Genomic DNA, 25,249 nt, shown 5'->3' on the forward strand with positions numbered 1-25,249 from the left:
GCCAACTCTTCAGATTAAGCCGTAATACTATTCTGTTTTAGGATAAATTAAATTCAAAAAACGGTCAACCAAAGCGGCTTGCTCTTCATTAGAATTATAGAGCAAACTATTTTTTCTGGAATATGCTCTTGCAAAGAGATCAAACTTTAAGCGATACACCATTTTTTGAATTTCAGTATCGCCCTTTTCCTTAAGCGCATTTAGCTTACCCAATTCCTTCTCCCACCAACCAAAATTGGCTTTCTTTGGATTTTTAAAATCGGAAGCTATTTGTGTAGTCAATTTTTCTGCTAGCTTCCGCTCCATTTTTAAAACATTGGCAAGAGATGCCGATTGTTTTTTATAAGATTTGGAAGTTAATAATTCCTGGTTTTGTTTCGTCAAACTATCTACTGAGATCAATCCAGTATAACTTTTTAAAAGGCGCTCATACTGTTCAGAAGCATACAGAAATTCCCCGGTTGTTTTAAACTCCTCAATTTTGTTGTAATCAGACCTATAAAGAGCAAGAACTTCTTCAGACTCCCCAGGATTTGTGGTTTTTAGTTTTTGAACACGCAACCAGTCAAAAGCACGTAAGATTTGTTCCGGCGGCGGCCATGAATGGTCTCCGTCATAAGTTATAAGGGTATGGTTGAATTTCATCAAATTAAGATAATCCTTGTTTTTCAACATTTCCTTGAAATTCATATCCCTGTCCCCACAAAGCCCAACATAGGCATAATCTTGGGTTGATGGCATATGCTCTTGCAAATTGGAAAACCCAGCGCCACAGGCTATAACTCCTGCAAACTGATTTGTTAGAGATGCTATGGCACAAGCCAAACGAGAACCTCCAGAAAATCCAGTGAGATACATTTCATCTTGCTTAATATTATAATTAGTGAAAATGTGGTTGAATAGATTGTTGGCTATTGCAAAATTTCGTTCATATGGACCATTTCTAGAATTGTTGGAGCAAACAAGAACATGCCCATACTTTTCTGAAGCCTCAATAAAGGGTCGAATTCCAATGGCCGCCCTTGCGGCGGGCTCAAAAATGAAAACAATGGAACTGAGCTCGCTTTCTTGATAGTTTTCTGGTAAATAGAGTGCAAAACTTTCATCATTTGTTCCAGAAATAGAAATAGGAATAGAATCATGAATCATTCCTTTTTCAAATACTGTTTGGGCCTGAATGGTGAATCCAAGTGTAAAACAGATACAGAAAAAGCAAAACGTAAGCCGCATGGTTTATTTTAATATACTACGATATTTAGCGTTGTCTCCAAGCAATTCCTTTGCCGCCAAAATAGCGTCGTCGTGTGTCAAGTAATATTTGTACAACCCTTCACGATAGAAGTAGCGTTTAACAATCTCATCTTCAATGTTTTTTTGGATTTCTCCTCTAAAAGTCTCTAAAGCAGAAATCTTTCCTTTGTTTACTGCCAGTAAAAGATCTTTATATTTTTCTTGAACTTCTGGTCCAAGCAGATGTTCATCTGAATTTATGGATTCTTCCAATAATTCTTCTGTTTCTGTTTGAAAAGAGAAATTCTGTGTTCTTGCAAAAGCCTTGAAAGCATCAAAGTCTGAATCTGAAAATTCAAAGTCATCAACAGAAGCATAGGAATGGTCATAGTAGAAATCTGTGGCAAAATCAAAAACAATACTGTTTCTCTGTAAGGCATCTATTAAAGAGTTGGATTTTAAGGAGGCTATTTGAACATCTGGCATTACCCCGCCACCATCTTGTACCTTACGTCCATTTCTTGTTGTAAATTCTTTAAAGTTGGAATTTTTCACTGCTTTGCCTTCCTCATCCCTGTTCCAGTAATCCAAAGACTGAATACAACGGCCAGAAGGAGTATAGTATCTTGAAATGGTAACTTTTAGCTGTGTGCCATAGGTAAGTTTAAGAGGTCGTTGGACCAAACCTTTTCCAAAGCTTCTTGCGCCCATTACAACGGCTCGATCCAAGTCTTGAAGTCCACCGGACACAATTTCACTGGCAGAGGCACTTCTTCCATTTACAAGAACGACCAAAGGAATATCTAAATCTTCGGGTGCGTTTTTGGTTTTATATTCTTGATTGAACTTTTTGACCTTTGATTTTGTAGTAACGATCAACTCTCCCTTTGGAACAAATAGGTTGGTAATATTGACAGCTTCAGAAAGAAGTCCACCAGGATTTCCACGAAGATCTAAAATCAATCTTTCAGCGCCCTTTCCCTTCAAGTCTTGGATAGCAGATTTGGTCTGGGAAGATGCTTTTCTATTAAATCTGGAAAGAACAATATACCCAGTTTTGTCATCGATCATGTCATAGAAAGGAACAGCGTCCACATCAACACCTTCCCTTTTTAAGGTTGCTGTTTTTGTTTCTCCTTGCCTTACAAAGGTGACGTTTACACTTGTATTGTTTGCGCCTTTTAAAAGCTCACTTGCGTTGTCATCAAAATCTGAAACTTTAATATCCCCAATCTTAATAATTTCGTCACCTGCTTTTAGCCCTGCTTTATCTGCGGGATAGTCTTTGTATGGTTCAACAATCACCAATTTGCTTTCGTATGAGCGAACCATGGCCCCTATGCCAGAGTATTCACCAGCGTTGTTGATTTTATAAGCCTCAACATCTTGCTCGTTTAAAAAGCGAGTATAAGGATCAAGTTCATCCAGCATATTTTTAATAGCGGAATCCATGAGTTCCGCAGGGTTTGTTTCATCTACATAATTCATATTCAACTCCTTGAACAGGGTGGTAAAAATTTCTATTTGCTTTGCAATCTCAAAAAAATCACTTTTAAAACTACTTCCTACAAATAATAAGGTTAGTGCTAAGACCGGAATTACAAGCTTTTTACTGATCAATCTTTTCATGGGATTGTTTTTTTAGGAAAGTTTCCAAGAGCTGCTTCATAGCCTTATCTACTTCCTGATAATTTGGCATCTTACTACCAAGATATAAAAATAGGAACGCAAAGTTTCCCTCTATGTTGTTAAAAACGAGGTGCTTGTTAAGGCGATATCCTTCGCGCAACAGTCTTTTGACCCTATTTCTTTTTACTGCACTCCTAAACTTTTTCTTTGGAGCAACCACACCAACTTTAATATGAATATCACCATCAAAAGCAGCTTTTGTGTACAACAACTTAATAGGAAATGCTGTTATACTTTTTCCTTCCGTAAAGAGCTGCTCAAAAAGCTTTTTGTTTTTAAGCTTCTCATTCTTTGGAAAAGAAAAGTTCGCGGGATTATCTGTTGAAGGTTCAGTCATATTGACCATAATGATATGGTTTATGACAGCAAAGATACTTTTAAAGCAATCTTTTTAACCAAATACCAACTTGACTTACTCTGGCTGATATACATTGTTTTCTGGATTAACATCCGCCATTAGCTGAGAAGGGTCAATTGCAATTGCCTGTATAGCGCTTATAGGTTTGTTGATGATAAACTCATATGTAAGATAAGCCCAGGCCCAATCTTCAACTACAGTTCTGTTCAGAGTAGGGTATGGGTTTGCTTTTTCTCCGCGCATCATACGCAAAGGAATATAATAGGTTTCTTGACTACCATCAGCACCAACGACCAATAAATCTAAAGGCATTGGCATTTCTCCCAATCGTTCCAAAACAACTTTGGTTTGGTTTCCTTCTGCCTCTACACTTTTTATGGCATAGTCAATGGTGTTTGTGGTTTGTGTCCAATCTGTTAAGTACCAATCCAACTCCAATCCAGAAACTTTTTCGGCTGTTCGCTTTACATCATTTGGCACAGGATGCTTAAACTTGAAATCGGAATAATACTTTCTTATGGTTTCCATTAATTTATCTTGACCGATAACGTAACCCAGCTGCGACAGAAAAATAGAACCTTTGCTATAGGCAGAAATACCATAGGCAAAGTTAGTGGTGTAGCGATCTGCATGTGCTGTCTGAGGAAGCTCCATGCCCGAATTGACAAGAGCGTAGTACCCTTTATAGGAACCATCAAAAGGGTTTTCTTTATTTTGCTCCATAACTTCATTCATACACAAACTACTTATGAAGGAGGTAAAACCTTCATCCATCCATTCATGTTTGGATTCGTTAGTGGCTAAAACATGTTGAAACCAGGAATGAGCCATTTCATGAACCATAACACCAACAAGGCTGGAAAATTGGCGCTTTCCGGTGATTAGCGTACTCATGGCATATTCCATGCCCCCATCACCCCCTTGTACCACAGAATATTGATCATAAGGATACTTACCAATATTCTTACTGAAGAATCGCATGGCTTCCTCAGTTTTTGGCTGTAGATTTTTCCAGTTCTCCAGAATTTCAGGGTCATTCTTATAGTAGAAATGCAGGGTAGGCCCATCTTCCATTTTTAATGTGTCGTGGATGTATTCTGAGTCGGCCGCCCACATAAAATCATGCACGTTTGGCGCTTTAAAATGCCAGGTCAGTGTTTTACCTTTTGTCTTTACCTTGGTTCCAGCTGTCTCATAACCATGGCCAACTTCTTGTGGGTTTTGTAGATACCCAGAGCCACCGACGGTGTAATCTTTGTCAATTGTCAATTTAACATCAAAATCCCCCCAAACACCATGAAATTCTCGGGCTATATAGGGATTTGGATGCCAACCCTCAAAATCGTATTCAGAAAGCTTTGGATACCACTGACTCATAGAAAGCGCAACACCTTCGCTGTTGTTTCTTCCAGAACGTCTTATTTGTAAAGGAACCTGACCTTCAAATTCCATAGAGAAGACAGTTTTTCCTCCTGATGGAATAGGGTTTGCTAAATCCACAACCAAAATGGTACCCTCTTCATTAAAGGAAACAGCGCTACCATCTTGCGTTAAGGACTGTACATGCAAATAACCCGTTTCACTTTCAGAAAGAGCAGCAATTCTACTTTTGCCATTAACCATCATTCGTCCATCTGGGTCTTTAACGCTTTGCAATCTCGCATCCATTTCGCTTCCTGGCTGAAAGGCGTTAAAATAAAGGTGGTAATACACCCTGTCCAAGGCGTCTGGAGAATTGTTGGTATAGGTCAGTTTTTGCGTGCCTGTATATTGATAGGTATCAACATCCATTTTAACATCCATGACATAATCCACATGCTGTTGCCAATAGGAATAATCATTATTTTGTCCTGAAATAAGGGAAACACCCGCTAAGATTGTAAAAAAGACGAATCGTACTCTACTCATGTTATTTTGTATTATTGTTTAAGGTCATTTTACCTTTTGAGATGCTTTCTGCCATAAGAAGTGCATTATAAGCATTGACCATTTTTCCCGATTTAGAAACTTTATCAAAAGTAGTTGCGCTGGATGGGTCTCCCGCTACAATTACTGAAGCCTTGGAACTCAACCCAGACTGAATTATAATCTGCTTTACCTGAGAAGCTGATAGTTGTGGATGATAAGACCTGATCAATGCAGCCACTCCAGCCACCGCAGGAGCAGCCATTGAAGTTCCTCCCTGAAAGTCATATGTATTGTTGGGCAATGTAGAATAGATGCCATCACCAGGAGCAAAAACATCAACATTTTGTTTTCCATAATTGGAAAAAGAGGCGACCATTTTGGAGCCATAGCTGCTGGCCAACGCACCAACGGTTATTACATTATTTGCAAATTCCGAACCACCATATTTATGATCATTTGGGTAGTTGGGATTGTCTGGATTGTCTAAGTTGTTACCATCATTACCTGCAGCATGTACGATCAACACATCTCTGGAAGCGGCATATTGTATGGCATCATAAACCCATTGTGCATTTGGAGAATAAGATTTTCCAAAGCTACAGTTAATGATTTTAGCCCCATTGTCCACGGCATAACGAATAGCCATCGCAATGTCCTTGTCATATTCATCACCATTTGGAACCGCCCTAACACTCATCAATTTTACATTCTTGGCAACGCCATTAACACCTTTTCCGTTGTCTCTCTTGGCAGCAATAATTCCCGCAACATGAGTTCCATGGCTTTCCGTGTCCACTCTATTTTTTGGATTTCCATTTCCGTAAGACTTATCAGATAAATCATAAGGATTGTCACCAACTGGAGTTCTACCGTCAAAATCTTTGTTGAGGTTATAATTTACTTGATCGGCAAAATAGGTGATACCTTCAGAAAGCTCTTCCATTACGGTAGAAATAGTATCTCCATAAGAGAACATTTGTGTTAAAACCGCAAGATGTTGCTGCATTTTTTCCGTTTTGGCTTCAATGCCAGCTAGCTCCTTTTTGGTATAGGAATCTTTTCCCAATTCTTTTTTTACAGCTTCATCCGCATTTTTAACTACTTGGAAAATTTGCTCGTACTGTTGTTTGTTTTGAAGTGCTTTTGGATATTCCTCATCTAACTTTAATCTAGCTTTTGCCCTTAATGAAGCATCCCCCACATTTAATCGTAGCATGCGAACATACTCCAGTTGCTCATTATAAGCTTCCCCTAAAAAATTATAGCCGTGAATATCATCTATGTACCCATTGCCATCATCATCCTTGCCGTTATTTGGGCGTTCTCCTTTATTGGCCCACAATACATCTCTTAAATCTTCATGCTCCAAGTCCATTCCAGAATCCACTACGGCAACGATTACGGTCTTTCCGCTTTTGTTTTTGATGATTTCCTTATAAGCTTTATCTACACTCATGCCTGGTATGGTATCCGTTATTAGGTCGGCATGTCCCCAAGTTTTTTTCTGGGTCTCGGTAAGTTCTGAAACTTTAAGGGGCACGGCGTCTATGTTTTCAACTGGAGTGGAAACTAGAGAAGTGGCGCCACAACCCATTAAGAACAATGATGCTGAAAGTAATGTGAAATTAAGTTTGATATATCTGCGAGTCATAAATACTATTTTGTAAAAATGTAAAACTTTATTGCGGTTTGAATATTTCATTGAAAGAAAACAATTCGTCCAACCGCACCCCCTTTTCAGTATGTTTTAAGGTGCAAAGTTGGTTGTGAGCATCATGTTCAAAGAAGAGCAAGGAATTGCTTTCAACAATATTATTTAAAAATTTAGCCTTTTCATCTAAAGAAAGTAGAGGTCTGGTATCAAAACCCGTAACATATGGCACGGGGATATGGCCAACGGTTGGAACCAAATCCGCCGCGAAAAAGATGTTTTTTCCTTTGAACTTTATATGCGGAATCATTTGCTTTTCTGTGTGTCCATCTACAAAAAGAATACCAAAACCAAGTTCTGATTTTTCTAGAAAAGCTGAATCATTTCGTTGCAAAAAGTGAAGCTGTCCGCTTTCTTGCATGGGCAATAGGTTTTCTTTTAAGAAAGAAGCCTTTTCACGTGAATTTGGGTTTACTGCCCACTCCCAATGTGCTTGATTGGTCCAGAAACGTGCATTTTTAAAGGCTGGTTCATACCCGCTTTTGTCATGATTCCACTGTGTGCTTCCTCCACAATGATCAAAATGGAGGTGGGTCATAAAGACATCGGTAATATCATCTCTGTGAAACCCTAATTCTTTTAAAGAATTATCTAAAGAGTAATTCCCCCAGCGATAATAGTAGCTAAAAAATTTTTCTGATTGTTTGTTTCCCATTCCACTATCTATTAAAATAAGCCTATCATCATCTTGTATAAGAAGAGACCTTGCGGCAATATCAATCATATTATTGGAATCCGCAGGGTTTGTTCTGTTCCAAATGGATTTTGGAACTACACCGAACATGGCGCCGCCATCTAGCTTAAAATTACCGGTCTCAACGGGATAAATAGTCATTCAGAAAAGGAAATGGCGTGCAAAATAAGAAAAGCCAGACGCAAATGGTTAATAAACACATGTTTATTAGCCCTATTTTAACAAAATTAAACCACCAATGAATACTTTAGTAGTGTTTGAAGCTGTTGTCCAAAATAAATCATGGCCTTTATTTCTTGAACACTCAACAAACGTTCTTTTTTTAGGATTAATAACGAATTGCCATTTGATTCAACATGATAATATGGATTGCTCTCTAGGAAGAAGATAAGATCATCATGGAACAAAGCTTGTATTTCTGTCTTTTTTTCGCCGCTAAGAAAAAAACGACGGTTAAAGTCAGGGTGGTTCTTAATGGAAATATCTTTAAAGCCTGCCAGCTTATAAATTCGTTCCAAGAGACCTTCTTTATCTAAAGAAAAGACTGGGAGTTGATCAGGAAGGGCAATGTACATAACAGTTGTTTTCACCACTTCTTTTGCTACAAATGCCCCCTCGGTAAATTCAACATCAAAGACGGAACAATTATCTTTTTCATCAATAAGTTTATTATAGAAATAACTTATTTCCCGCGTTTTAAAAAAGATAAAGCTTGATAAAAACTTTGTTTTAATGCTTTTCTTAGCTTCATAGGACCAGTCATATTCAAGCGCGGTTGCTTTTAGGCTAGCTTGTCTTCGAGTAAAGTACTTTTCTATGGGCCTTAGAGTTTCTAGAGGCAGTATTTTTCTTATTGCAAAGGGGTGCTTGGAATCCGCACCATGCTTATCCAACCCAATGACCTCTATACTTCCGCCCTTTTTTAAAAAGGTGTCCATATAGTTTTCCAACCCCTCCATAACGGTGTGATCCACAAAACTACAGACGGAAAAATCTATGATTACGTTTTGGTCCTCTGGTACGGCATCCAACTTGTTTTTTAGTCTGTAAAAATTGAGAAAACTACAGAAGTACTTTACGTTTACATAATATGTTTTCTCCTCATGCTCTTGAAACAAGAGTACGTTGGGCTTGAAGACATTGGTCAAGAATAAGATTGAACTTTTATTGATGATCATATGAATGACCATTGTAGATAAAATACCAACACTTATTCCTGTAATTAAATTGGTGAAAAGTGTGGTCAGCAAAGTAGCCAAGAAAATGGCTATTTGCTCTTTGCCAATTTTTGCCACTTTGCGAAAGGTTTTGGGCGTGGCCAATTTATAACCTGTATATACCAAAATAGCGGCAAGTGCTGCTAATGGAATTTTTTTGAGCTGCTCTTGAAACAACAAAATAAAAACAACAAGAAAGAAAGCATGAAAAAAATTGGCAGACCTGTTGGTGGCGCCATTGTTTACGTTTACCGAGCTTCTAGCAATAACAGTAACCACATTAAGCCCTCCTACCAGGCCACTCAAAGAAGTAGCCAGTCCCAGAGCCTTTAAATCTTTGTTCACATTTGACCTTCTACTTTGCGAATCTAGTTTGTCCACTGCCTTTATGCTTAAAAGAGATTCTATGCTGGCAATAAGTGTAATGGCGAATACGCTAACAATAAATTCCTTTTGCAGTGCTTTTGAAAAATCAGGAAAGGCAAGATTGGACAGCACATTCTCTGGTATGGAAATAAGGTATGATGAGTCCATAGGGAAAGGAAGGTTCAACCATCCAAAAGAGTAACTGAAACCAACGGAAAGAATCAATATCCACATAGGAGCGGGAATCAACTGAAAGTATGGATTCCGAATTTTTGAATAGAAAATCATGATTAAGAGACTGATAATACCAATCCCAGCCGCCACCATTTCTTCGATGGTGCCGTTTTGAACCAGATCAGTTAATCCGCTTGGAATTTGAGCGAGCAATTTTACAATGCTGCCGTGCTCATTGTTATGCCCGATCATAATATGAAACTGCTTTGCAAAAATGCCCCAACCAATAGCAGCGAGCATACCCTCAATGGCAGAGGCTGGAAAAAAGTCAGCTAACCTTCCCATTTTTAAAAAACCGAGAAGCAACATCAATATTCCAGAAATTACAATGGCTGCAAGGGTAAACAGATACCCTTGGTATAAGTCTCCTACCCCCAATGTTGTAATTGCCCCTAAAAGAACAATGACCAAGCCATTTCCTGGGCCGGTGATAGTAACATTGGAGCCACCTATTACGGCAACTACAACACCCCCAACAATAGCCGCAATAATTCCTGAAATGGGTGGAGCATCACTTGCAATGGCCAAACCTAGCCCTAAGGGAAGCGCAATTAAGGACACCACAAAACCTGAAAAAAAGTTCTTTGGCAGTTCCTTAATAAATGTATTGGTATGGTTTGTTTTCGGCGTCAATTGGTTTTTCTAACAATTAGAAGGTCGGTTGGTAAATCAGACAAAATATATTCAATATCATGCGGGAAAATTCGATCCATTACCCCTATTTTTTTTGGAGCATTCATTACCAATAAATCGGCACGAACAACTTCAGCATAATGACCTATGGAATACCCTCTTTTTCCGAAGATACTTTGGGTCTTTATTTTTAATTCTTCCAAAAATTCTTTTGGAATGGATTTTAGAATTTTTCTAATTCTGGAATCCTCTCTATTTTTTAATCTTTCTTTTAATATGGTTACTCTTTTTAAGGATTTATCATCTTCTACATCAACCGCCACTTCCTTTTGCCTAATTTCCTCAACAATGGTAAGCTGTTTAGCGCCTAATGCATGGGAAACATAAAAGGCATTGGAGATAGCGAAAGGGGTTTCTTCATCCTCCAACCCATTAACCACTACATGTTTGCATGGAACTCTTTCTTCGGAAGGTTTTATAAGCAGCAAGACAGAACAACAAACTTTGCGGGTTAGTTTTCTAGCAATGGAGCCAACATAAAACTGATAAAGGTTCTCATGTTGAACCGCTCCAAGAATAAGAAGGTCTATGCCAGAACTCTGACAAGTTTCCAATAAAACCTCATCAGGCTTTCCAGTTTTCCATTGAATGGAAATCTCAAGGCTCTTGTGCTCAATATGCGACAGAATTTCATGGATTTTCCGCTCTTTTTCTTCAGACTTACTGCCTACGTGAAGCAAAATGAGTTTTGCTTCAAAAAAATGGGCAATCCTTGAAGTTTCCAACACATTGATTTTCAAGGTGGGTGAAAAAGCAAATCCAAATAAAACTGTTTTAAACGGGTTGTTCAAAGACACTATTTTTAGTAAGATGGAACACCAATATAGCACATAATGTATAAAGAGCAGAACTGCCCTTCCATATTAGTTAAAATATGAAAGAAAAACAGTAAATTTCAAGAAAACTAAAGCAATGCTTGAACTTGCAGGAATAATCATTCTTGGAATTATTGCACAATGGGTGGCGTGGCGTTTTAAATTGCCCGCAATTTTACCTCTTATTTTAATTGGCCTCTTGGTGGGCCCAATTGCAACCTTGTACACGGAAGATGGAGCAAAACTTATTGAACCTATATGGAATGGAGAAAATGGACTTTTTCCAGGAGATGGTTTGTATTACTTTGTTTCTTTGGCCATTAGTATTATCCTATTTGAAGGAGGACTTACCCTAAAACGGGCTGAAATTAAAAACGTTGGCCCAGTTATCACAAAGTTGATTACGATAGGTTCTATTGTCACCTTTTTTGGCGCAGGAGTTGCAGCGCATTATATTTTTGGACTTACTTGGCAAATCTCATTTCTTTTTTCTGCTTTGATAATTGTCACAGGGCCTACTGTGATAACGCCAATTCTTAGAAACATTCCACTTAAAAAGGATGTTTCTGCTGTTTTAAAATGGGAAGGAATTCTTATAGATCCAATAGGGGCTTTAGTTGCAGTATTGGTATTTGAGTTTATCAGCGTAGGAGAGGGCAGTGCTTTTACACAAACGGCCTTAGTTGAATTTGGTAAGATTTTGCTTTTTGGAACCACCTTTGGGTTTACGTTTGCCCATGCTTTGGCTTTTGCCATTAAAAAGGATTTGATTCCACATTATTTAATGAACGTAGTATCGCTTTCCGTTGTGCTTCTTGTATTTGTGGAGTCGGATGTTTTTGCACACGAATCTGGACTTCTAGCTGTGGTTGTTATGGGGATGGTCATGGGTAATATGAACCTTCCAAACCTTAAAGAGTTGCTTTACTTCAAAGAATCTTTAAGTGTTTTATTGATATCTATTCTTTTCATCTTGCTAGCGGCAAATATCAACGTTAGCGATATGGAGTTAATTTTTAATTGGAATACCGTTGCACTTTTTGCTGTAATTGTTTTCATAATCAGACCGCTTGGCGTTTTCCTAAGCGCACATGGGTCGGGATTAAAACTCAAGGAGAAACTATTTATAGGCTGGGTTGGCCCAAGAGGTATTGTTGCTGCAGGTATAGCCTCTTTATTTGGATCCAAGTTGTTGGCAAAAGGAGTGCCTGGCGCCGAATATATTACACCTTTGGTTTTTATGATTGTTTTAGGCACGGTACTTCTAAATGCAACAACAGCTAGACTTTTTGCAAAATTGATAGGAGTATTTTTGACCAAGTCCGAAGGAATATTAATTATTGGCGCTTCCAAAGTATCAAGATTAATAGGTAGCTACCTGAAGAAAAACAATAGGCATGTTGTGCTTATTGATAACAACCAAACCAATGTAGAAAAGGCACAAAGCTTGGGCTTGGAGGCAATGACGGCCAATATTTATTCGGACTCCTTGGCTGATAATATTGAATTGAACGACATGGGCTATTTGATGGCGCTGACAGGAAATTCGGATATTAACAAATTTGCAATTGATAAGTTTAAAAAGCAATTTGGTGAAAATGGAGCATTTAGATTAGTGAACACTGAAGAGATGAACAACCCGGAAAACAATCCAGAAGAAGGTCTTTTTTCTCATAATGATGACTTCATGAAATTAATGGATGCTGTGCGCAAATATCCTGCAATCCATGAAATTAGTCTAAAGGACAAGCAACATTATGATGGTCTTATTGACATTACTCAAAAGGACAGTGACATTATTCCAGTATTTACCAAATCGCCAGATGGGAGTATCCAAATAATCCCGGCTAACAGCAAAGACTTTACTCCTAATGGAGAGGGACATAAACTGGTCTATCTAGGAAAGATGTTTGATATAGATTAACACTAAACCTCCATTTGACAAAGCTTAAAATGTACGATAAACCCTAACTCTATACTGTTCGTTCTCATCTCCGAAAGAAATTTCAGGTCTAATGGTTAGTCCTGGTATGGGATCCCACCTAAGTCCAACAGCAAAGTAGCCTTCAAAATCTGAATTTTCCTCTAAATAGGTACCGTATCCAACATTTGCACTAGCTCCTAGATAATCATTTACATTATAAGTGAACGCGGCACTAATACTGGCAAAATCAAAACCATCCCCTTCTATTGTAACACCTCCTACATCCCAATCTTTTCCAACAAAGTGTGTGTAATCAACTTCAGGCCCAATACCAATAGATTTTGATACTTTAAAAGAGTAACCAGTAACTACGCCATAGGTAAAGGAGCTGGCGTCTCCGATACTTCCAGAAGCTACTCCTAAACTTAATCCTGCATAAAATGAGTTTTCCAAATCATCAGCTTTTATTGCGGTAACTGATATGGGAACATCTTGCGTTTTTTGCCCTTTTCTTTGGGCATTGGCAGCTATGACACATGCCAAGAACAATAAACTAAATAGAATAATGGAATTGCGGGTTGTAGTTTTCATTTTGTTGAAGTTTGGTTAATATATAATCACTTGAACTTTAATGGATTGAAGCATATGTTTTTAGGAAGTTATAATTGTTAAGCGTTATTTTTTTGAAAGAGAAAACCGCCCGCTTAACATTAAAGCGCCCAAACTACCTTCTCCAAAAGAAATATTTACATAGTTTAAGGCAATTAAAACAGCTTTCAAAGGTCTCCAAAAAGGCCCTGCGCTATATATAAGACCCCCATCTCCTCCTTCACTGGCAGAAATGGCATACCCCAAACCGGCTTCAACACCAAAAGCATTGCTTAAACCATAACTCGCTTTGGCCTTAATAGGAATAAAACTTTCACCCTCGGTCTCAAAGCCAAAATCTGTTTCTTTTCCTGTATATCTTGTATAACCTGCAGTTGCTCCTATTTGAAACCTATCGCTAACCTTATGCAGGTAACCTAGATCGCCACTATAAGAAAATCCAAAGAAATCTGATTCATCACCTATTGTAGGGCCCCCGCCTACGGTAATAGAAAAACCATCACCTGCCCAATCGTAATCGAATGCGAATGCAACAATGTCATCATTAGCATCATTTCTTGCTGAATAGTTTTCTTCTTCTTTTTTAGCAGAGCAGCACTCTTCACTAATAATATCTATTCTGGGGTTGATAGGGTCTCCTAAAGGCCCTTGCCTATCTGTAAGAACGGATTCTACGGAAGTACATGAAATTGTGAAAAATGCATTTTTAATCTCAGTGGCATCTCCCTCAGGAATACAAGGACACTCTTTAGAAGTAAACTCAATGCTATATTCAAAGGTGACATTTGGAAATTTAAATTCCTTAACGGTCCGAAAAAGTTTAGTGTCGAATGAACAACTTCCTATTTTCCCTGAAAAAAAAGGATCCCAGAGAGATGCTTTATTAGAAAGTTTTCGCTTCATATAGTCGTAATGGCCTCTAAGCTCCTTTTCTTCTTCGGGATTCAAATCTGCCATGTTCTTACCTGCAAAATTGCTCACAAATGCTATAAAACCATTAGATTCAGCATAAGCGCTTAAAGATTTATCGTGCAAAGAATCAAATTCGCCCCTATCATAAGATCCTATATATTGATATGAATGATGATTGAATAACATATCCGACGCTATAAGACCATAATCCATTTTCCCTATTGGGCTCATTCCCATTACGAAGCCGAGACTAATTTCTTCTTGATTTATCTTTGCTGCAAGATTACAGGATGTAGCATTATTAGGGATGGCCGGTGGGGCTTTATCAATCATTTTGAATAAAAAAGTTACTATTGAATCTGCACTTAATTCAGGTCCCTGTGCTTGAAGGGATAGGCCCATTAAAAAAGTAAAAAGAGCTATAATACGATTGGCTTTCATAATTTTTTTGTTTGGCAACTACTAATAACCCAAAGAGAATATTTTGAAACACATGAAACAATACCAGAACTCAGGTATATTTTGTAGGAATTATGACCAAGACCGAAGTGCCTTTATCTTGAATGGAGTCAAAAAGGAATTGACCGTTCATTTGGGTGACTCTTGACCTAATGTTTCTTAGTCCAAGGCCTGAAGGATCATTTTTCTTGATAGTTCCCTGCCCATCATCTTCAAAACTGAGGGTAACAGAATTTTTATGCCCAAACAATTGAATGTCTACCATTGACGCATTGGCATGTTTAATGACATTTTGAAGTAGTTCCTGAATAATTCTGAATAGGTGCGTGGCAATATCCTCATTTAGGCTTTCAGGAAACTGGAAAGTGTTGAAATTAACCTCTAATTGTTCTGTTTTCTCAATGGTTTCCAATAGTTCGTCAATGGCACCGGAGAGGCCCACCAAAGAAATCTCAGCAGGGGTAATACTATGGGCTACCGTTCTAACATCTTCGCAAATATCATCGAATTCTTTTTGCATTTTTGCATCAGCATATTTTGAACTGAACAATCTTTTTAAGTTCGCTATCTTACTTCCGATATTGTCATGTAGTTCGCCACCCACGCGTTTCCGTTCCTCTTCTTGGCCTTGCACAAAAGCATTCAAAAATTTTTGTTGTTGCAATACCAGTTTGTTGGCCAGTGTATTCCGCTCCTGATAAACTTGACCCACAACAATAGTTAAAGCGGTGGTTAAGAAACAGATTTCAATGACTGAGGCATAAAAAATACCAGGAAGACCGTAAAAAGACAGCTTTAAAAGACCAAAACTGTGGTGCAGCACCAATAAAATAGAACCAATGGTCATAAACAAATAGGAAATAGCAAAGTAGGACCCAACTTTTGTGTTATGTTTTAGATAGGTAAGTATTTCGATAATTATGGCAATTACTAAAAACAGGATGGTTAAATACCATAGTTTCATAAATAATTCTACTTGGCTGGAATACAAGGAGTTTGCCGCGAAATGAAGAAAGATTCTAAATGTAAATTGAATTAAGATTACAATTTCAACGCTTTTTTTGAGTTTGGGCAAATACGTTTTGGCCATTAGAATTTGTTGTGCAAACAAAATAAAAACAGCAGTGGAAAGCTCAATCGAGATTACATAGATAGCTCGCCCTACATCTAATGACTTAGGAGGTAGAAGGACATTGGTATACCCAAGGTACGCACCAATAAATACTGTGAGCACAATAAGATAAAAACCATAAAGTAGAAAAACTGTACGTTTGATAAGACCAAATATGAAAATTGTGAAAAGAAGGGATAATAGGATTAAACCAAGGTATGCACCTATAGCAATATTTTGAAAGGTTCCTGTATTGTAATACGTATCTCTGTCCTGAAGTGTGATATCGGTAGCAAGGGGCTTACCTTTGGATTTATTGAAGACCAAAAAGTAAGAAGCCGTTTCATTTGGCAATACCGGTATTGATATCTTCCAAGTCCGCTCTACAGCTTTTTTCAAGGTATTGATACCTATGCTTCCCTCAAGTTTCAAGTTATTATTGACAACTTTGTAGACTTTTGCATCCTCCAAAAATGGATAGGAAAAAGACAAGATAATTTCTCTAGGCGCTTTTGAATCATTTTTAAATGAAAACTTGGAATACGCACTGACCACATCAAAGTCAAAATAAAAAAATGAGCGATTATCTATAACTGGGTTAAAGTCATTCTGAGAATTTAGGGAAAAAGTGGAAATTTCATTTTCAGATACAAAAACCGCGGATAAATCTTTTAGGTTTTTGTGAATTACAGAAGTGTTTAAAACGATGGTATCATTTGCCTGGACGGCGAACAGGCAAAGCTGAAACGCCAAAAACCAAAGGAAAAAATGCCTATAACAATTGATTTTCATGAACAAATGTTACTAATTTAACACTGCTGTCAACACCAAGCTTTCTATAAATATTTTTTTTATGCGTTTCAACGGTTAGCGGACTTATATGCATGGTGTTGGCTATGTCCGGAACTTTTTTACCATCGCACAAATATTTTATTATTTCTTTTTCTCGTTGTGTTAATCGTATGCGCTTGTAAAACTCATCATCAATAAGAGCATTCTGTTTTTTAGTTTCTATAACTCCCTCACCATAATAAAAGGAATCGTTTTCAGATACATGGATAAGCGCACTGTGCAAATCTTCTGAGGAGCAGTTTTTCAGCAAAAATCCATTGGCCCCTTCAGAAAAAACCTTGTTAACAATGGTTTTCTTATTGTACATGGTGAGAATCAGCACTTTTACGTGATTCTTCTTTAACCTAAGCTCTTGTAGAATTTCAATTCCGTTTTTATGGGGAAGATTTAAATCCAATAGGAGAATATGGGGATTGTTTTTTTTTAATGATGGGAGTAATTCAGAAAAATTGTTAGCGGTGTCAACAACATCAAACTCAGGAAAATCAAGAATTATGGACCGAAGTCCATCAATAACAATCTGATGGTCCTCGCAAATAAGAATTCTTTTGGTTTGGTTATTCACGTTTGGCTACTCTGTGATGTAAGGTACAAAAGATAATATTACATCCATTTGTTTGAGACATTCCCTCCCGTGAGATACAATATCAACTAAGGCAGTATGGAAAGGGAACAACTATCCCACAAAGAATTTGTAGCAATGAATTGTGAAATAAAAAAAGGGTGTTTATACTTAATTTGAATTAATCATTCAATTTTAAAACAGCCATAAATGCTTCTTGGGGCACTTCTACATTACCCACTTGACGCATTCGTTTTTTTCCTTTCTTCTGTTTCTCCAATAATTTTCGCTTTCTCGAGATATCTCCACCATAACATTTAGCGGTTACATCTTTACGTAAAGCTTTGGTAGTTTCTCTGGAAATAATTTTAGCACCAATAGCTGCTTGTATTGGAATATCAAATTGTTGTCTTGGGATAAGTTCTTTTAACTTTTCACACATCTTTTTACCAATATTGGCAGCGTTATCTGCATGTATTAGTGCTGAAAGGGCATCTACCGGCTGTGCGTTCAATAAAATATCTACACGCACTAGTTTAGAAGTTCTCATGCCAATTGGCGTATAATCAAAAGAGGCATATCCTTTAGAAACTGTTTTTAAGCGATCATAGAAATCGAAAACAATTTCCGCTAAAGGCATATCAAAGTTTAATTCTACCCGTTCCGTAGTTAAGTATGTTTGATTGGTAATTTGCCCTCTTTTTTCTATACATAAAGACATTACATTGCCAACAAAATCGGACTTAGTAATAATGGTAGCTTTAATATAAGGTTCTTCAACACGATCTATGGATGAAGGGTCCGGAAGGTCAGCGGGGTTATTTACAATCATTGGCGTTTCCGGATTTTTACGGGTAAACGCATGATAACTAACGTTTGGAACTGTGGTGATTACAGTCATATTAAATTCACGCTCCAAACGTTCTTGAATGATTTCCATATGAAGCATCCCCAAAAACCCACAACGAAAACCAAACCCCAGGGCCGCACTGCTTTCAGGTGCAAAAACCAAAGAGGCATCATTAAGCTGTAGTTTCTCCATAGAGGAACGCAGTTCTTCAAAATCTTCGGTATCTACGGGATAGATTCCAGCAAACACCATTGGTTTTACATCTTCAAAACCATCAATGGGATTTTGGGTAGGGTTAACGGCATCGGTTATCGTATCTCCTACTTTTACTTCGCGAGCGTCTTTTATACCTGTAATCAAATATCCTACATCGCCCGAAGAAATTTTGTTTTTAGGAACCTGACTCAACTTCAGGGTTCCAATTTCATCAGCAAAATAGTCTTTGCCAGTAGCTACAAATTTTATCTTTTGCCCTTTTTTAATCTCCCCGTTAATAACTCTAAAATAGGTCTCTACACCCCTAAAAGGATTATAAACAGAATCAAAAACCAAGGCTTGTAAGGATTCATCGAGGTTTCCTTCTGGAGCAGGAACACGGTCAATAATAGCGGTAAGGATTTCTTTAATGCCTATACCTGTTTTTGCACTGGCAGGAATTACTTCTTCTGGTTTGCATCCTAATAAATCCACTATATCATCAGTTACTTCTTCTGGATTGGCACTCGGTAAATCCACTTTATTGAGTACGGGGATGATTTCCAAATCGTTTTCTAAAGCCAAGTAGAGATTAGAAATAGTCTGGGCTTGAATACTCTGTGCCGCATCAACCACTAAAAGAGCACCTTCGCATGCTGCAATGGAGCGCGAAACTTCATAGGAAAAATCAACATGCCCTGGGGTATCAATTAAGTTAAGCACATACTCTTCTCCTTCATGTTCATATTCCATTTGAATGGCATGGCTCTTTATGGTGATACCACGCTCCCGTTCCAAATCCATGCTATCTAAAAGTTGGTCTTGTTTTTCACGTTCCGTTACGGAGCCTGTAAAATCTAACAAGCGGTCAGCCAAAGTACTTTTACCATGGTCTATATGGGCAATAATGCAAAAATTTCTGATGTTCTTCATAACAACTCTTGCTCAGCAAAAATGAGGGCATGTAAGCAACTGCAAATATAGGTCTTTTCAATACCTAGATGTGGCTTTTTTGCAAATATGAAAACTGAGCCATTTCTATCGCTCTAAAATATTTTCTTAGATTTGATATTCAACCCAAATAGTAAATGAAACACTTCACCTATATCTTTTTTATAGTGTTTTTAATGTCCAAAAGCTTATCTGGGCAAATTTATGAGATAAAGGGAAAGGTTGTGAATAGCGAAAACAAAACCATCCCTTATGCCAATATTTTACTTCTACAAGCATCAGACTCCACTTTTGTAAAAGGGACATCTGCTGATGACAATGGGCTTTTTGTGCTTACGGAAGTAAAACCGAATTTGTATTTACTTCAAGCCAGTTATGTTGGAATAGGGTCAGAGCCTCGCGCATTGGACATTGCTAAAGATGTATCCTTGGGGGCGTTGATAATTCCATTGGGCACGACCGACTTGGAGGAAGTTGTGGTAACCGCGAAAAGACCAACATTACAAAGATTGGCAGACAGACTGGTCTTTTCGATTGAAAATACGGTTATTTCTCAAGGTAGTTCCTGGGACATACTTAAAAGTACTCCAGGTGTAATTGTTAATCAGGAGGAACTGCAGATAAGAGGGCAAAGCGCAACAGTATATCTTAATGATAGAAAAGTGCAATTATCCGGGCAAGAAGTGAAAGATTTATTGGATGGCCTTTCGGGAACTGCAATAAAATCTATTGAAGTAATTGCGAACCCACCCGCAAGATATGAGGCAGAGGGTGGACCCATTTTAAATATAGTTACTGCCAAAAATGTAATTCCCGGATACAAAGGAAGTGTTAATGGAAGTTATACTCAGGCGGTGTTTCCAAAGTATAGCATAGGAACAAGTCATTATTTTAAAACGGACAAGCTAAATCTGTTTGCCAATTATACTATCAACCCTAAAAAAGAGCTTCGAAAAACAGATAAGGGAATTAATTTTATTGACGATTCGGATTTGATATTTTCCAGATGGAATACACAATACAATCAGACAGATCGTTCAAAAGCGCACAATGCAAACTTGATTTTGGATTATGATTTTGATGATCAAAATAGCTTAAACCTGACATCTAATCTTGCTTTCAATCCAAATCAAGAAAGAGAAAATATATTAAGTAATGAAATAAGAAATGGACAAAATCAGTTGGATTCTACCTTTATTACACAAAACAATACCGATCTTGACAATACCAATTTGGCGTTTGACTTAACATATGTGCATAAATTAAAGAAACTTGGAGCAAGATTTTCTTTAAATGGGCATTACACATACTATGACGGAAAAACGGAACAAAACCTTAGTTCCATTTATTTTGATGATAATGGCAATTTTCTTAGAAACTTTGGTTTTGATACGGATTCTCAGCAAGACATTCAAATTTTTACGGGCCAGGCCGATTATTCATCACCGATAGGAAATGCATCCATAGAGACGGGTCTTAAAATTTCATCTATTGCTTCGGAAAGTAATATTGATTTTTTCAACTTTGTTGGAGCAGATGACCAAGTAGACGCTTCTTTGTCCGACAATTATACCTATGATGAGAATGTGTATGCGGCATATTTTAGTTTCGTTAAAAACTGGGAAAAATGGTCAATGAAAATGGGGCTAAGGGGAGAACTAACCGAAGCAACAGGAACATCACTGACCTTAAATGAAGTAAACACCCAAGATTTTTTTGAACCCTTCCCTTCCCTTTATGTACTATATTCTCCTTCGGACAAGCATAGCTTTTCTTTTGACTATGGAAGAAACGTAGATAGGCCAAAATACAATGATTTAAACCCATTTAGGTTCTTCTTCAATGAAAATGATTTTGAAGAAGGAAATCCAGGGCTTAAACCAAGTTTTAGTAACAACTTCAATCTCAACTACACCTTCAACAGTGAATTTTTCTTTGATGTGTATTATAGAGATAATGGCAAAAACATTGCTGATTTGGTTTTTCAAAATAACACCAATCAAACCTTGGTTGAGCTGAAGCAAAATGTTTTAGGAAGCAAATCCTATGGATTGGATTTTACGGTTAGCAAAGGTATAATGCCGTTTTGGTTCCTTTATGCATACGTTTCATTATTTCATGAGGAGGAAACTTTTTTGGCCGTTGAGAGCAATAACCAACAATTTACCAATGAGGTGGACGGCGTTTATGGTTATTTGGCAAACTATTTAACGCTTTCTAAAGATGGCACATTTACAGGAGAGCTGACCATGACCTATATTTCCAAATTCCTATTTGGATCCTACGTGTCCGACGAACAGTTGAATTTGACATTGGGACTAAGAAAATCCTTATTCAACAATAGAGCGATTGTCTCAATTGCGGCAGAAGATATTTTGGAACGGTATATTCCTACCTATAGCTCTAGATATCTAAACCAAGATAATTTTTATAGAAGACGCCCAGAATCACAATTTATAAGAGTAGGTTTCACCTATAACTTCGGAAACTTTAGGCTGGAGGATAATCAGAAAGAAATTGACAAAAAGGAGCGGGAAAGACTAGAACTGGAATAAAGAACTGATTTTCTTATATTTTGTACTTTTGCAATCCAAAAAATTCACGGTTTGCCTAAAATTGGAGATATAGAACTTCCTGATTTTCCGCTACTTCTTGCCCCCATGGAAGATGTTAGCGACCCTCCTTTTCGAGCTTTGTGCAAAGAGCAAGGCGCAGATGTAGTGTACACAGAATTTATTTCTTCGGAAGGACTTATCAGGGATGCTGCCAAAAGCACCATGAAGTTGGATATTTATGAAAAAGAACGTCCGGTAGGCATTCAAATATTTGGAGCGGAGTTAGATTCTATGCTTCAAGCCACTGATATTGTGGAGAAATCCAACCCAGATATTATTGACATTAACTTTGGTTGTCCCGTAAAAAAAGTGGTCAGCAAAAATGCAGGTGCAGGGATATTAAGAGATATTCCGTTAATGGTAAAATTGACGGAGGAGATAGTAAAAAGAACCAAATTACCCGTTACTGTAAAAACTAGATTAGGTTGGGACAGTGATTCCATTAAAATTGTTGAGGTTGCCGAACGGTTACAGGATGTTGGTATCAAAGCCATTGCTATTCATGGACGAACAAGGGTTCAAATGTATAAGGGAGATGCAGATTGGAAGCCAATTTCACAAGTAAAAAACAACGCCAGAATGCATATTCCCGTTTTTGGAAATGGGGATATTGATACACCGGAAGCAGCGGTTAAAATGAGGGACGAATTTGGACTGGATGGAGCTATGATTGGCCGAGCCAGTATAGGAAACCCATGGTTCTTTGCTGCGGTAAAACATTTTTTTAAAACAGGAATCCATATAGAACCTCCAACTATGGAAGAACGGGTAGATGCAGCTAGAAGACATTTACAGATGGCCATTGACTGGAAGGGAGAAAAACTTGGGGTTTTTGAAACAAGAAGGCATTATACCAACTATTTTAAAGGAATACCACATTTTAAGGATTATCGAATGAAAATGGTTACTAGCGATGAATCTGCTGATGTTTTTGCTGCTTTTGATGAGGTCTTGGAAAAGTTTGGGGGTTTTCAGTTTGCTTAGGCATCAATTAATTTTCTAGAAATTCTACTGCTAGCGATTTTTGAAGAGATAAAACCAAGTACAACAATTGTAGCCAACACCACAAAAACATTCACTACATCATATTCAACAGGATAGGATAATGAAGGGGTTATTTTGAGCCAACCAAAGGCTAACTGAGAACCAATCAACAACGAACCGATTAACACACCGATAAGCCCACCAAGCGAAGTCACCAAAAGGCCTTGCGTAAAGTAAATGGTTCGCAATTCTTTTATGGTGGCCCCTAGACTAAATAATGTCTTAGAGTTTTGCTGCTTATCTAAAATCATCATGATAATGGCTCCAACAACATTAAAAAGGGCTATGATCAATACAAGGGTAAAAATTAAATAGGTCGCTAAATTCTCCGTATTGAGCATTCTGTACAGCGTGCTATTCTGTTCTTGTCGGTCAAGCACTAAGACCTTATCCCCTAAAATCTTTTTTATTGAAGTCTTAATGTCTTCAATAGGAATTTGACCATTCAGTTTAAAGTTTATGCCGGAAATTTGGGTACTATCTTTTTCTAAAAGGGCCTGAACTAAAGGAAGATGGGCAAAAACATACTTTTTATCTAGATTTTCTTCCACCGCATAAACCCCACTTACAACAATGGGCAACTCATTATATGGTTTTGTAGCGTTTAAACCTTGTTGAGATAGAGAACCTTTGCCTGGTTTTGGAACCAATACGGTCATAGGTGTTTGATAATTATCTAAGGGAACACCAAGTAAATTGTAAATACCGATTCCCATAACACCATTATACTCTGTAACCCCCCAATTGCCAAAATATAAGGTGCTATCCACCCCAGTTACAGAGCGGTATTGAGAATCTATTCCTTTGATAAAGGCAATACAGCTCTTTTCTCTAAAGGTGAGGTATGCCCTTTCTTCAAGTTCCTTGGAGTAGTTTGCTAGTCCAGCAACATTACCTAATGCAATTTCTTCTTCAGGAGAAACAGAAAAATACTTTCCCGAAATGGGCAATGCTTTTAAATCTGGATCAAAAGTATTGGTGAAGGAAAGACTAAAGGTTTTTAGCCCAGCAAATGCGGAGAGCACCACAAAAAGTGCGGCAGACCCAATTACAATTACCAGAAAGGTTATAAAATTAATAATGTTAACCGCATTTTGACTGCTTTTGGAACGTAGGTAGCGTTTTGCGATATAAAAAGGAAAGTTCAAAATCAGGATTTCTTTCGTTTGTCAAGCAAGTCCCTATTTTCAATAGGATTTTCCTCTCCTTTGAGTGATTTTTCAATCTTATCAATGTACTCCAAAGAATCGTCTAAATAAAAACTGAGTTCAGGAACACGACGCAATTGGTTTTTTGTGCGTTGTGCCAAATCGTGTTTAATAAGAGGTTGGTTAGATTTCATGCCTTCAAGTAATTCACCAGCACTTTTGTTTGGAAAAATACTTACATAAACTTTGGCTATGGATAAATCAGTGGTAACATAAACCTTGGAAACCGAAATCAGCGTTCCTTTTAGCCCTCCATCAGTAGCAGCACGCTGTAAAATATCAGCGATATCCTTTTGGATGATTCCTGCAATTTTCTTTTGCCTTTGTGTTTCCATACCTGCAAAAATAATGGAATTAATGACTAACCTCATGATATGATTAGCTTACAGTGCGTAATTTTGAAGAATGTTAGAGACATTAGCATAATAGTAGATGCAATAAAACCCATCATACAATGAAAAAAATAGAGCATATTGGCATTGCGGTTAAAAACCTGAAAGACGCTAACGTACTGTTTGAAAAGCTTTTAGGAGTACCTCATTACAAAATGGAGGAGGTGGCATCAGAAGGAGTAAAGACTTCTTTTTTTAAATCTGGTCCAAACAAGATAGAATTGTTGGAAGCTACAAATGAAGATAGTCCCATTGCAAAATTTTTGGAAAAGAAAGGAGAAGGGGTTCATCACATTGCCTTTGCCGTTGATGATATTGTGTCAGAAATCAATAGATTAAAGGAAGAAGGCTTTACGGTTTTAAATGAAATTCCAAAAAAAGGAGCGGACAACAAATTGGTGGCATTTTTGCACCCAAAGGGAACAAATGGTGTTTTGGTAGAGCTTTGTCAAGAAATAAAAGCGATGTAGGGGCGTTAAAACCTTGCTATGAAGAGAAATAAATAGTAATATTGCATCCGCAAAATTGCAGGTCCTATAGCTCAGCTGGTTAGAGCACCTGACTCATAATCAGGGGGTCCATGGTTCGAGCCCATGTGGGACCACAAAAAAACCTCCAATATTGGGAGGTTTTTTATTTTTATGAGGACA

The 25,249-nt window shown here is 37.7% G+C and carries 19 protein-coding genes and 1 tRNA gene; 5 read left to right on the forward strand and 15 right to left on the reverse strand.

Translation table 11 applies throughout. The annotated features are described in order from the left end of the window. Window positions 1-27: 27 nt before the first annotated feature. From SJY44_RS03040 to SJY44_RS03075, 8 genes are all read right to left on the reverse strand, one after another. Window positions 28-1,230, reverse strand: coding sequence for a hypothetical protein (locus SJY44_RS03040; RefSeq protein ID WP_396591229.1), 1,203 nt, complete (start codon window positions 1,228-1,230; stop codon window positions 28-30). A 3-nt stretch (window positions 1,231-1,233) separates the two neighbouring features. Beyond that, entirely contained in the window at window positions 1,234-2,859 is a 1,626-nt protein-coding gene (locus tag SJY44_RS03045) for a S41 family peptidase (protein WP_396591230.1), read from the reverse strand. Next, window positions 2,840-3,265: a ribonuclease P protein component gene (gene rnpA / locus SJY44_RS03050; protein WP_396591231.1), complete on the reverse strand. Its 426-nt coding sequence runs from the start codon at window positions 3,263-3,265 to the stop codon at window positions 2,840-2,842. Before rnpA ends, SJY44_RS03045 begins: the two co-directional genes overlap by 20 nt. A gap of 66 nt (window positions 3,266-3,331) precedes the next feature. Next, entirely contained in the window at window positions 3,332-5,185 is a 1,854-nt protein-coding gene (locus SJY44_RS03055; RefSeq protein ID WP_396591232.1) for a M1 family metallopeptidase, read from the reverse strand. A 1-nt stretch (window position 5,186) separates the two neighbouring features. Continuing rightward, window positions 5,187-6,836, reverse strand: coding sequence for a S8 family peptidase (locus tag SJY44_RS03060; protein WP_396591233.1), 1,650 nt, complete (start codon window positions 6,834-6,836; stop codon window positions 5,187-5,189). 28 nt (window positions 6,837-6,864) lie between these two features. Next, window positions 6,865-7,731 (reverse strand): MBL fold metallo-hydrolase, encoded by an 867-nt coding sequence (locus tag SJY44_RS03065; RefSeq protein WP_396591234.1) that lies wholly within the window; start codon window positions 7,729-7,731, stop codon window positions 6,865-6,867. Between the two features lie 86 nt (window positions 7,732-7,817). Then, window positions 7,818-10,040: a SulP family inorganic anion transporter gene (locus SJY44_RS03070; RefSeq protein ID WP_396591235.1), complete on the reverse strand. Its 2,223-nt coding sequence runs from the start codon at window positions 10,038-10,040 to the stop codon at window positions 7,818-7,820. Next, entirely contained in the window at window positions 10,037-10,891 is an 855-nt protein-coding gene (locus SJY44_RS03075; protein WP_396591236.1) for a universal stress protein, read from the reverse strand. Before SJY44_RS03075 ends, SJY44_RS03070 begins: the two co-directional genes overlap by 4 nt. Before the next feature lie 121 nt (window positions 10,892-11,012). On the opposite strand from SJY44_RS03075, the gene SJY44_RS03080 reads away from it, so the two are divergent. Continuing rightward, entirely contained in the window at window positions 11,013-12,839 is a 1,827-nt protein-coding gene (locus tag SJY44_RS03080; RefSeq protein WP_298923521.1) for a sodium:proton antiporter, read from the forward strand. A gap of 24 nt (window positions 12,840-12,863) precedes the next feature. Here SJY44_RS03080 and SJY44_RS03085 read toward each other — a convergent pair whose 3' ends face one another. The 5 genes from SJY44_RS03085 to lepA form a co-directional block, all read right to left on the reverse strand. Beyond that, complete coding sequence (locus SJY44_RS03085) at window positions 12,864-13,430, reverse strand: hypothetical protein (RefSeq protein WP_298923523.1); 567 nt, start codon at window positions 13,428-13,430, stop codon at window positions 12,864-12,866. Window positions 13,431-13,514: 84 nt separating this feature from the next. Then, window positions 13,515-14,801 (reverse strand): hypothetical protein, encoded by a 1,287-nt coding sequence (locus SJY44_RS03090; RefSeq protein WP_396591237.1) that lies wholly within the window; start codon window positions 14,799-14,801, stop codon window positions 13,515-13,517. Window positions 14,802-14,871: 70 nt separating this feature from the next. Beyond that, window positions 14,872-16,722 (reverse strand): 7TM diverse intracellular signaling domain-containing protein, encoded by a 1,851-nt coding sequence (locus SJY44_RS03095; protein WP_396591238.1) that lies wholly within the window; start codon window positions 16,720-16,722, stop codon window positions 14,872-14,874. Next, window positions 16,703-17,347, reverse strand: coding sequence for a response regulator transcription factor (locus SJY44_RS03100; RefSeq protein WP_298923528.1), 645 nt, complete (start codon window positions 17,345-17,347; stop codon window positions 16,703-16,705). The genes SJY44_RS03095 and SJY44_RS03100 overlap by 20 nt, the downstream gene beginning before the upstream one ends. Window positions 17,348-17,525: 178 nt before the next feature. Then, window positions 17,526-19,322: a translation elongation factor 4 gene (gene lepA / locus SJY44_RS03105; protein WP_396591239.1), complete on the reverse strand. Its 1,797-nt coding sequence runs from the start codon at window positions 19,320-19,322 to the stop codon at window positions 17,526-17,528. A 155-nt stretch (window positions 19,323-19,477) separates the two neighbouring features. Here lepA and SJY44_RS03110 point away from each other — a divergent pair, with 155 nt between their 5' ends. Beyond that, window positions 19,478-21,895, forward strand: coding sequence for a TonB-dependent receptor domain-containing protein (locus tag SJY44_RS03110; RefSeq protein ID WP_396591240.1), 2,418 nt, complete (start codon window positions 19,478-19,480; stop codon window positions 21,893-21,895). 51 nt (window positions 21,896-21,946) lie between these two features. Then, window positions 21,947-22,939 (forward strand): tRNA dihydrouridine synthase DusB, encoded by a 993-nt coding sequence (gene dusB / locus SJY44_RS03115; protein WP_396591241.1) that lies wholly within the window; start codon window positions 21,947-21,949, stop codon window positions 22,937-22,939. On the opposite strand, the gene SJY44_RS03120 is transcribed toward dusB, so the two are convergent. Both SJY44_RS03120 and rbfA read right to left on the reverse strand, forming a co-directional pair. Continuing rightward, the gene (locus tag SJY44_RS03120) at window positions 22,936-24,147 is read right to left on the reverse strand and encodes an ABC transporter permease (protein WP_396591242.1); all 1,212 of its coding nucleotides are present in this window, start codon (window positions 24,145-24,147) and stop codon (window positions 22,936-22,938) included. The two genes, dusB and SJY44_RS03120, sit on opposite strands and share 4 nt — an antisense overlap. 2 nt (window positions 24,148-24,149) lie before the next feature. After that, entirely contained in the window at window positions 24,150-24,542 is a 393-nt protein-coding gene (gene rbfA, locus SJY44_RS03125) for a 30S ribosome-binding factor RbfA (RefSeq protein ID WP_298924845.1), read from the reverse strand. A 119-nt stretch (window positions 24,543-24,661) separates the two neighbouring features. Between rbfA and mce the strand changes: the two genes are divergently transcribed. Beyond that, window positions 24,662-25,069, forward strand: a complete 408-nt coding sequence (gene mce, locus SJY44_RS03130) for a methylmalonyl-CoA epimerase (RefSeq protein ID WP_396591243.1) — start codon at window positions 24,662-24,664, stop codon at window positions 25,067-25,069. A gap of 60 nt (window positions 25,070-25,129) precedes the next feature. Next, window positions 25,130-25,203 (forward strand) — tRNA-Ile (locus SJY44_RS03135). Window positions 25,204-25,249 lie beyond the last annotated feature (46 nt).

It is taken from the genome of Allomuricauda sp. R78024 (assembly GCF_044596045.1).
Classification (GTDB): domain Bacteria; phylum Bacteroidota; class Bacteroidia; order Flavobacteriales; family Flavobacteriaceae; genus Flagellimonas.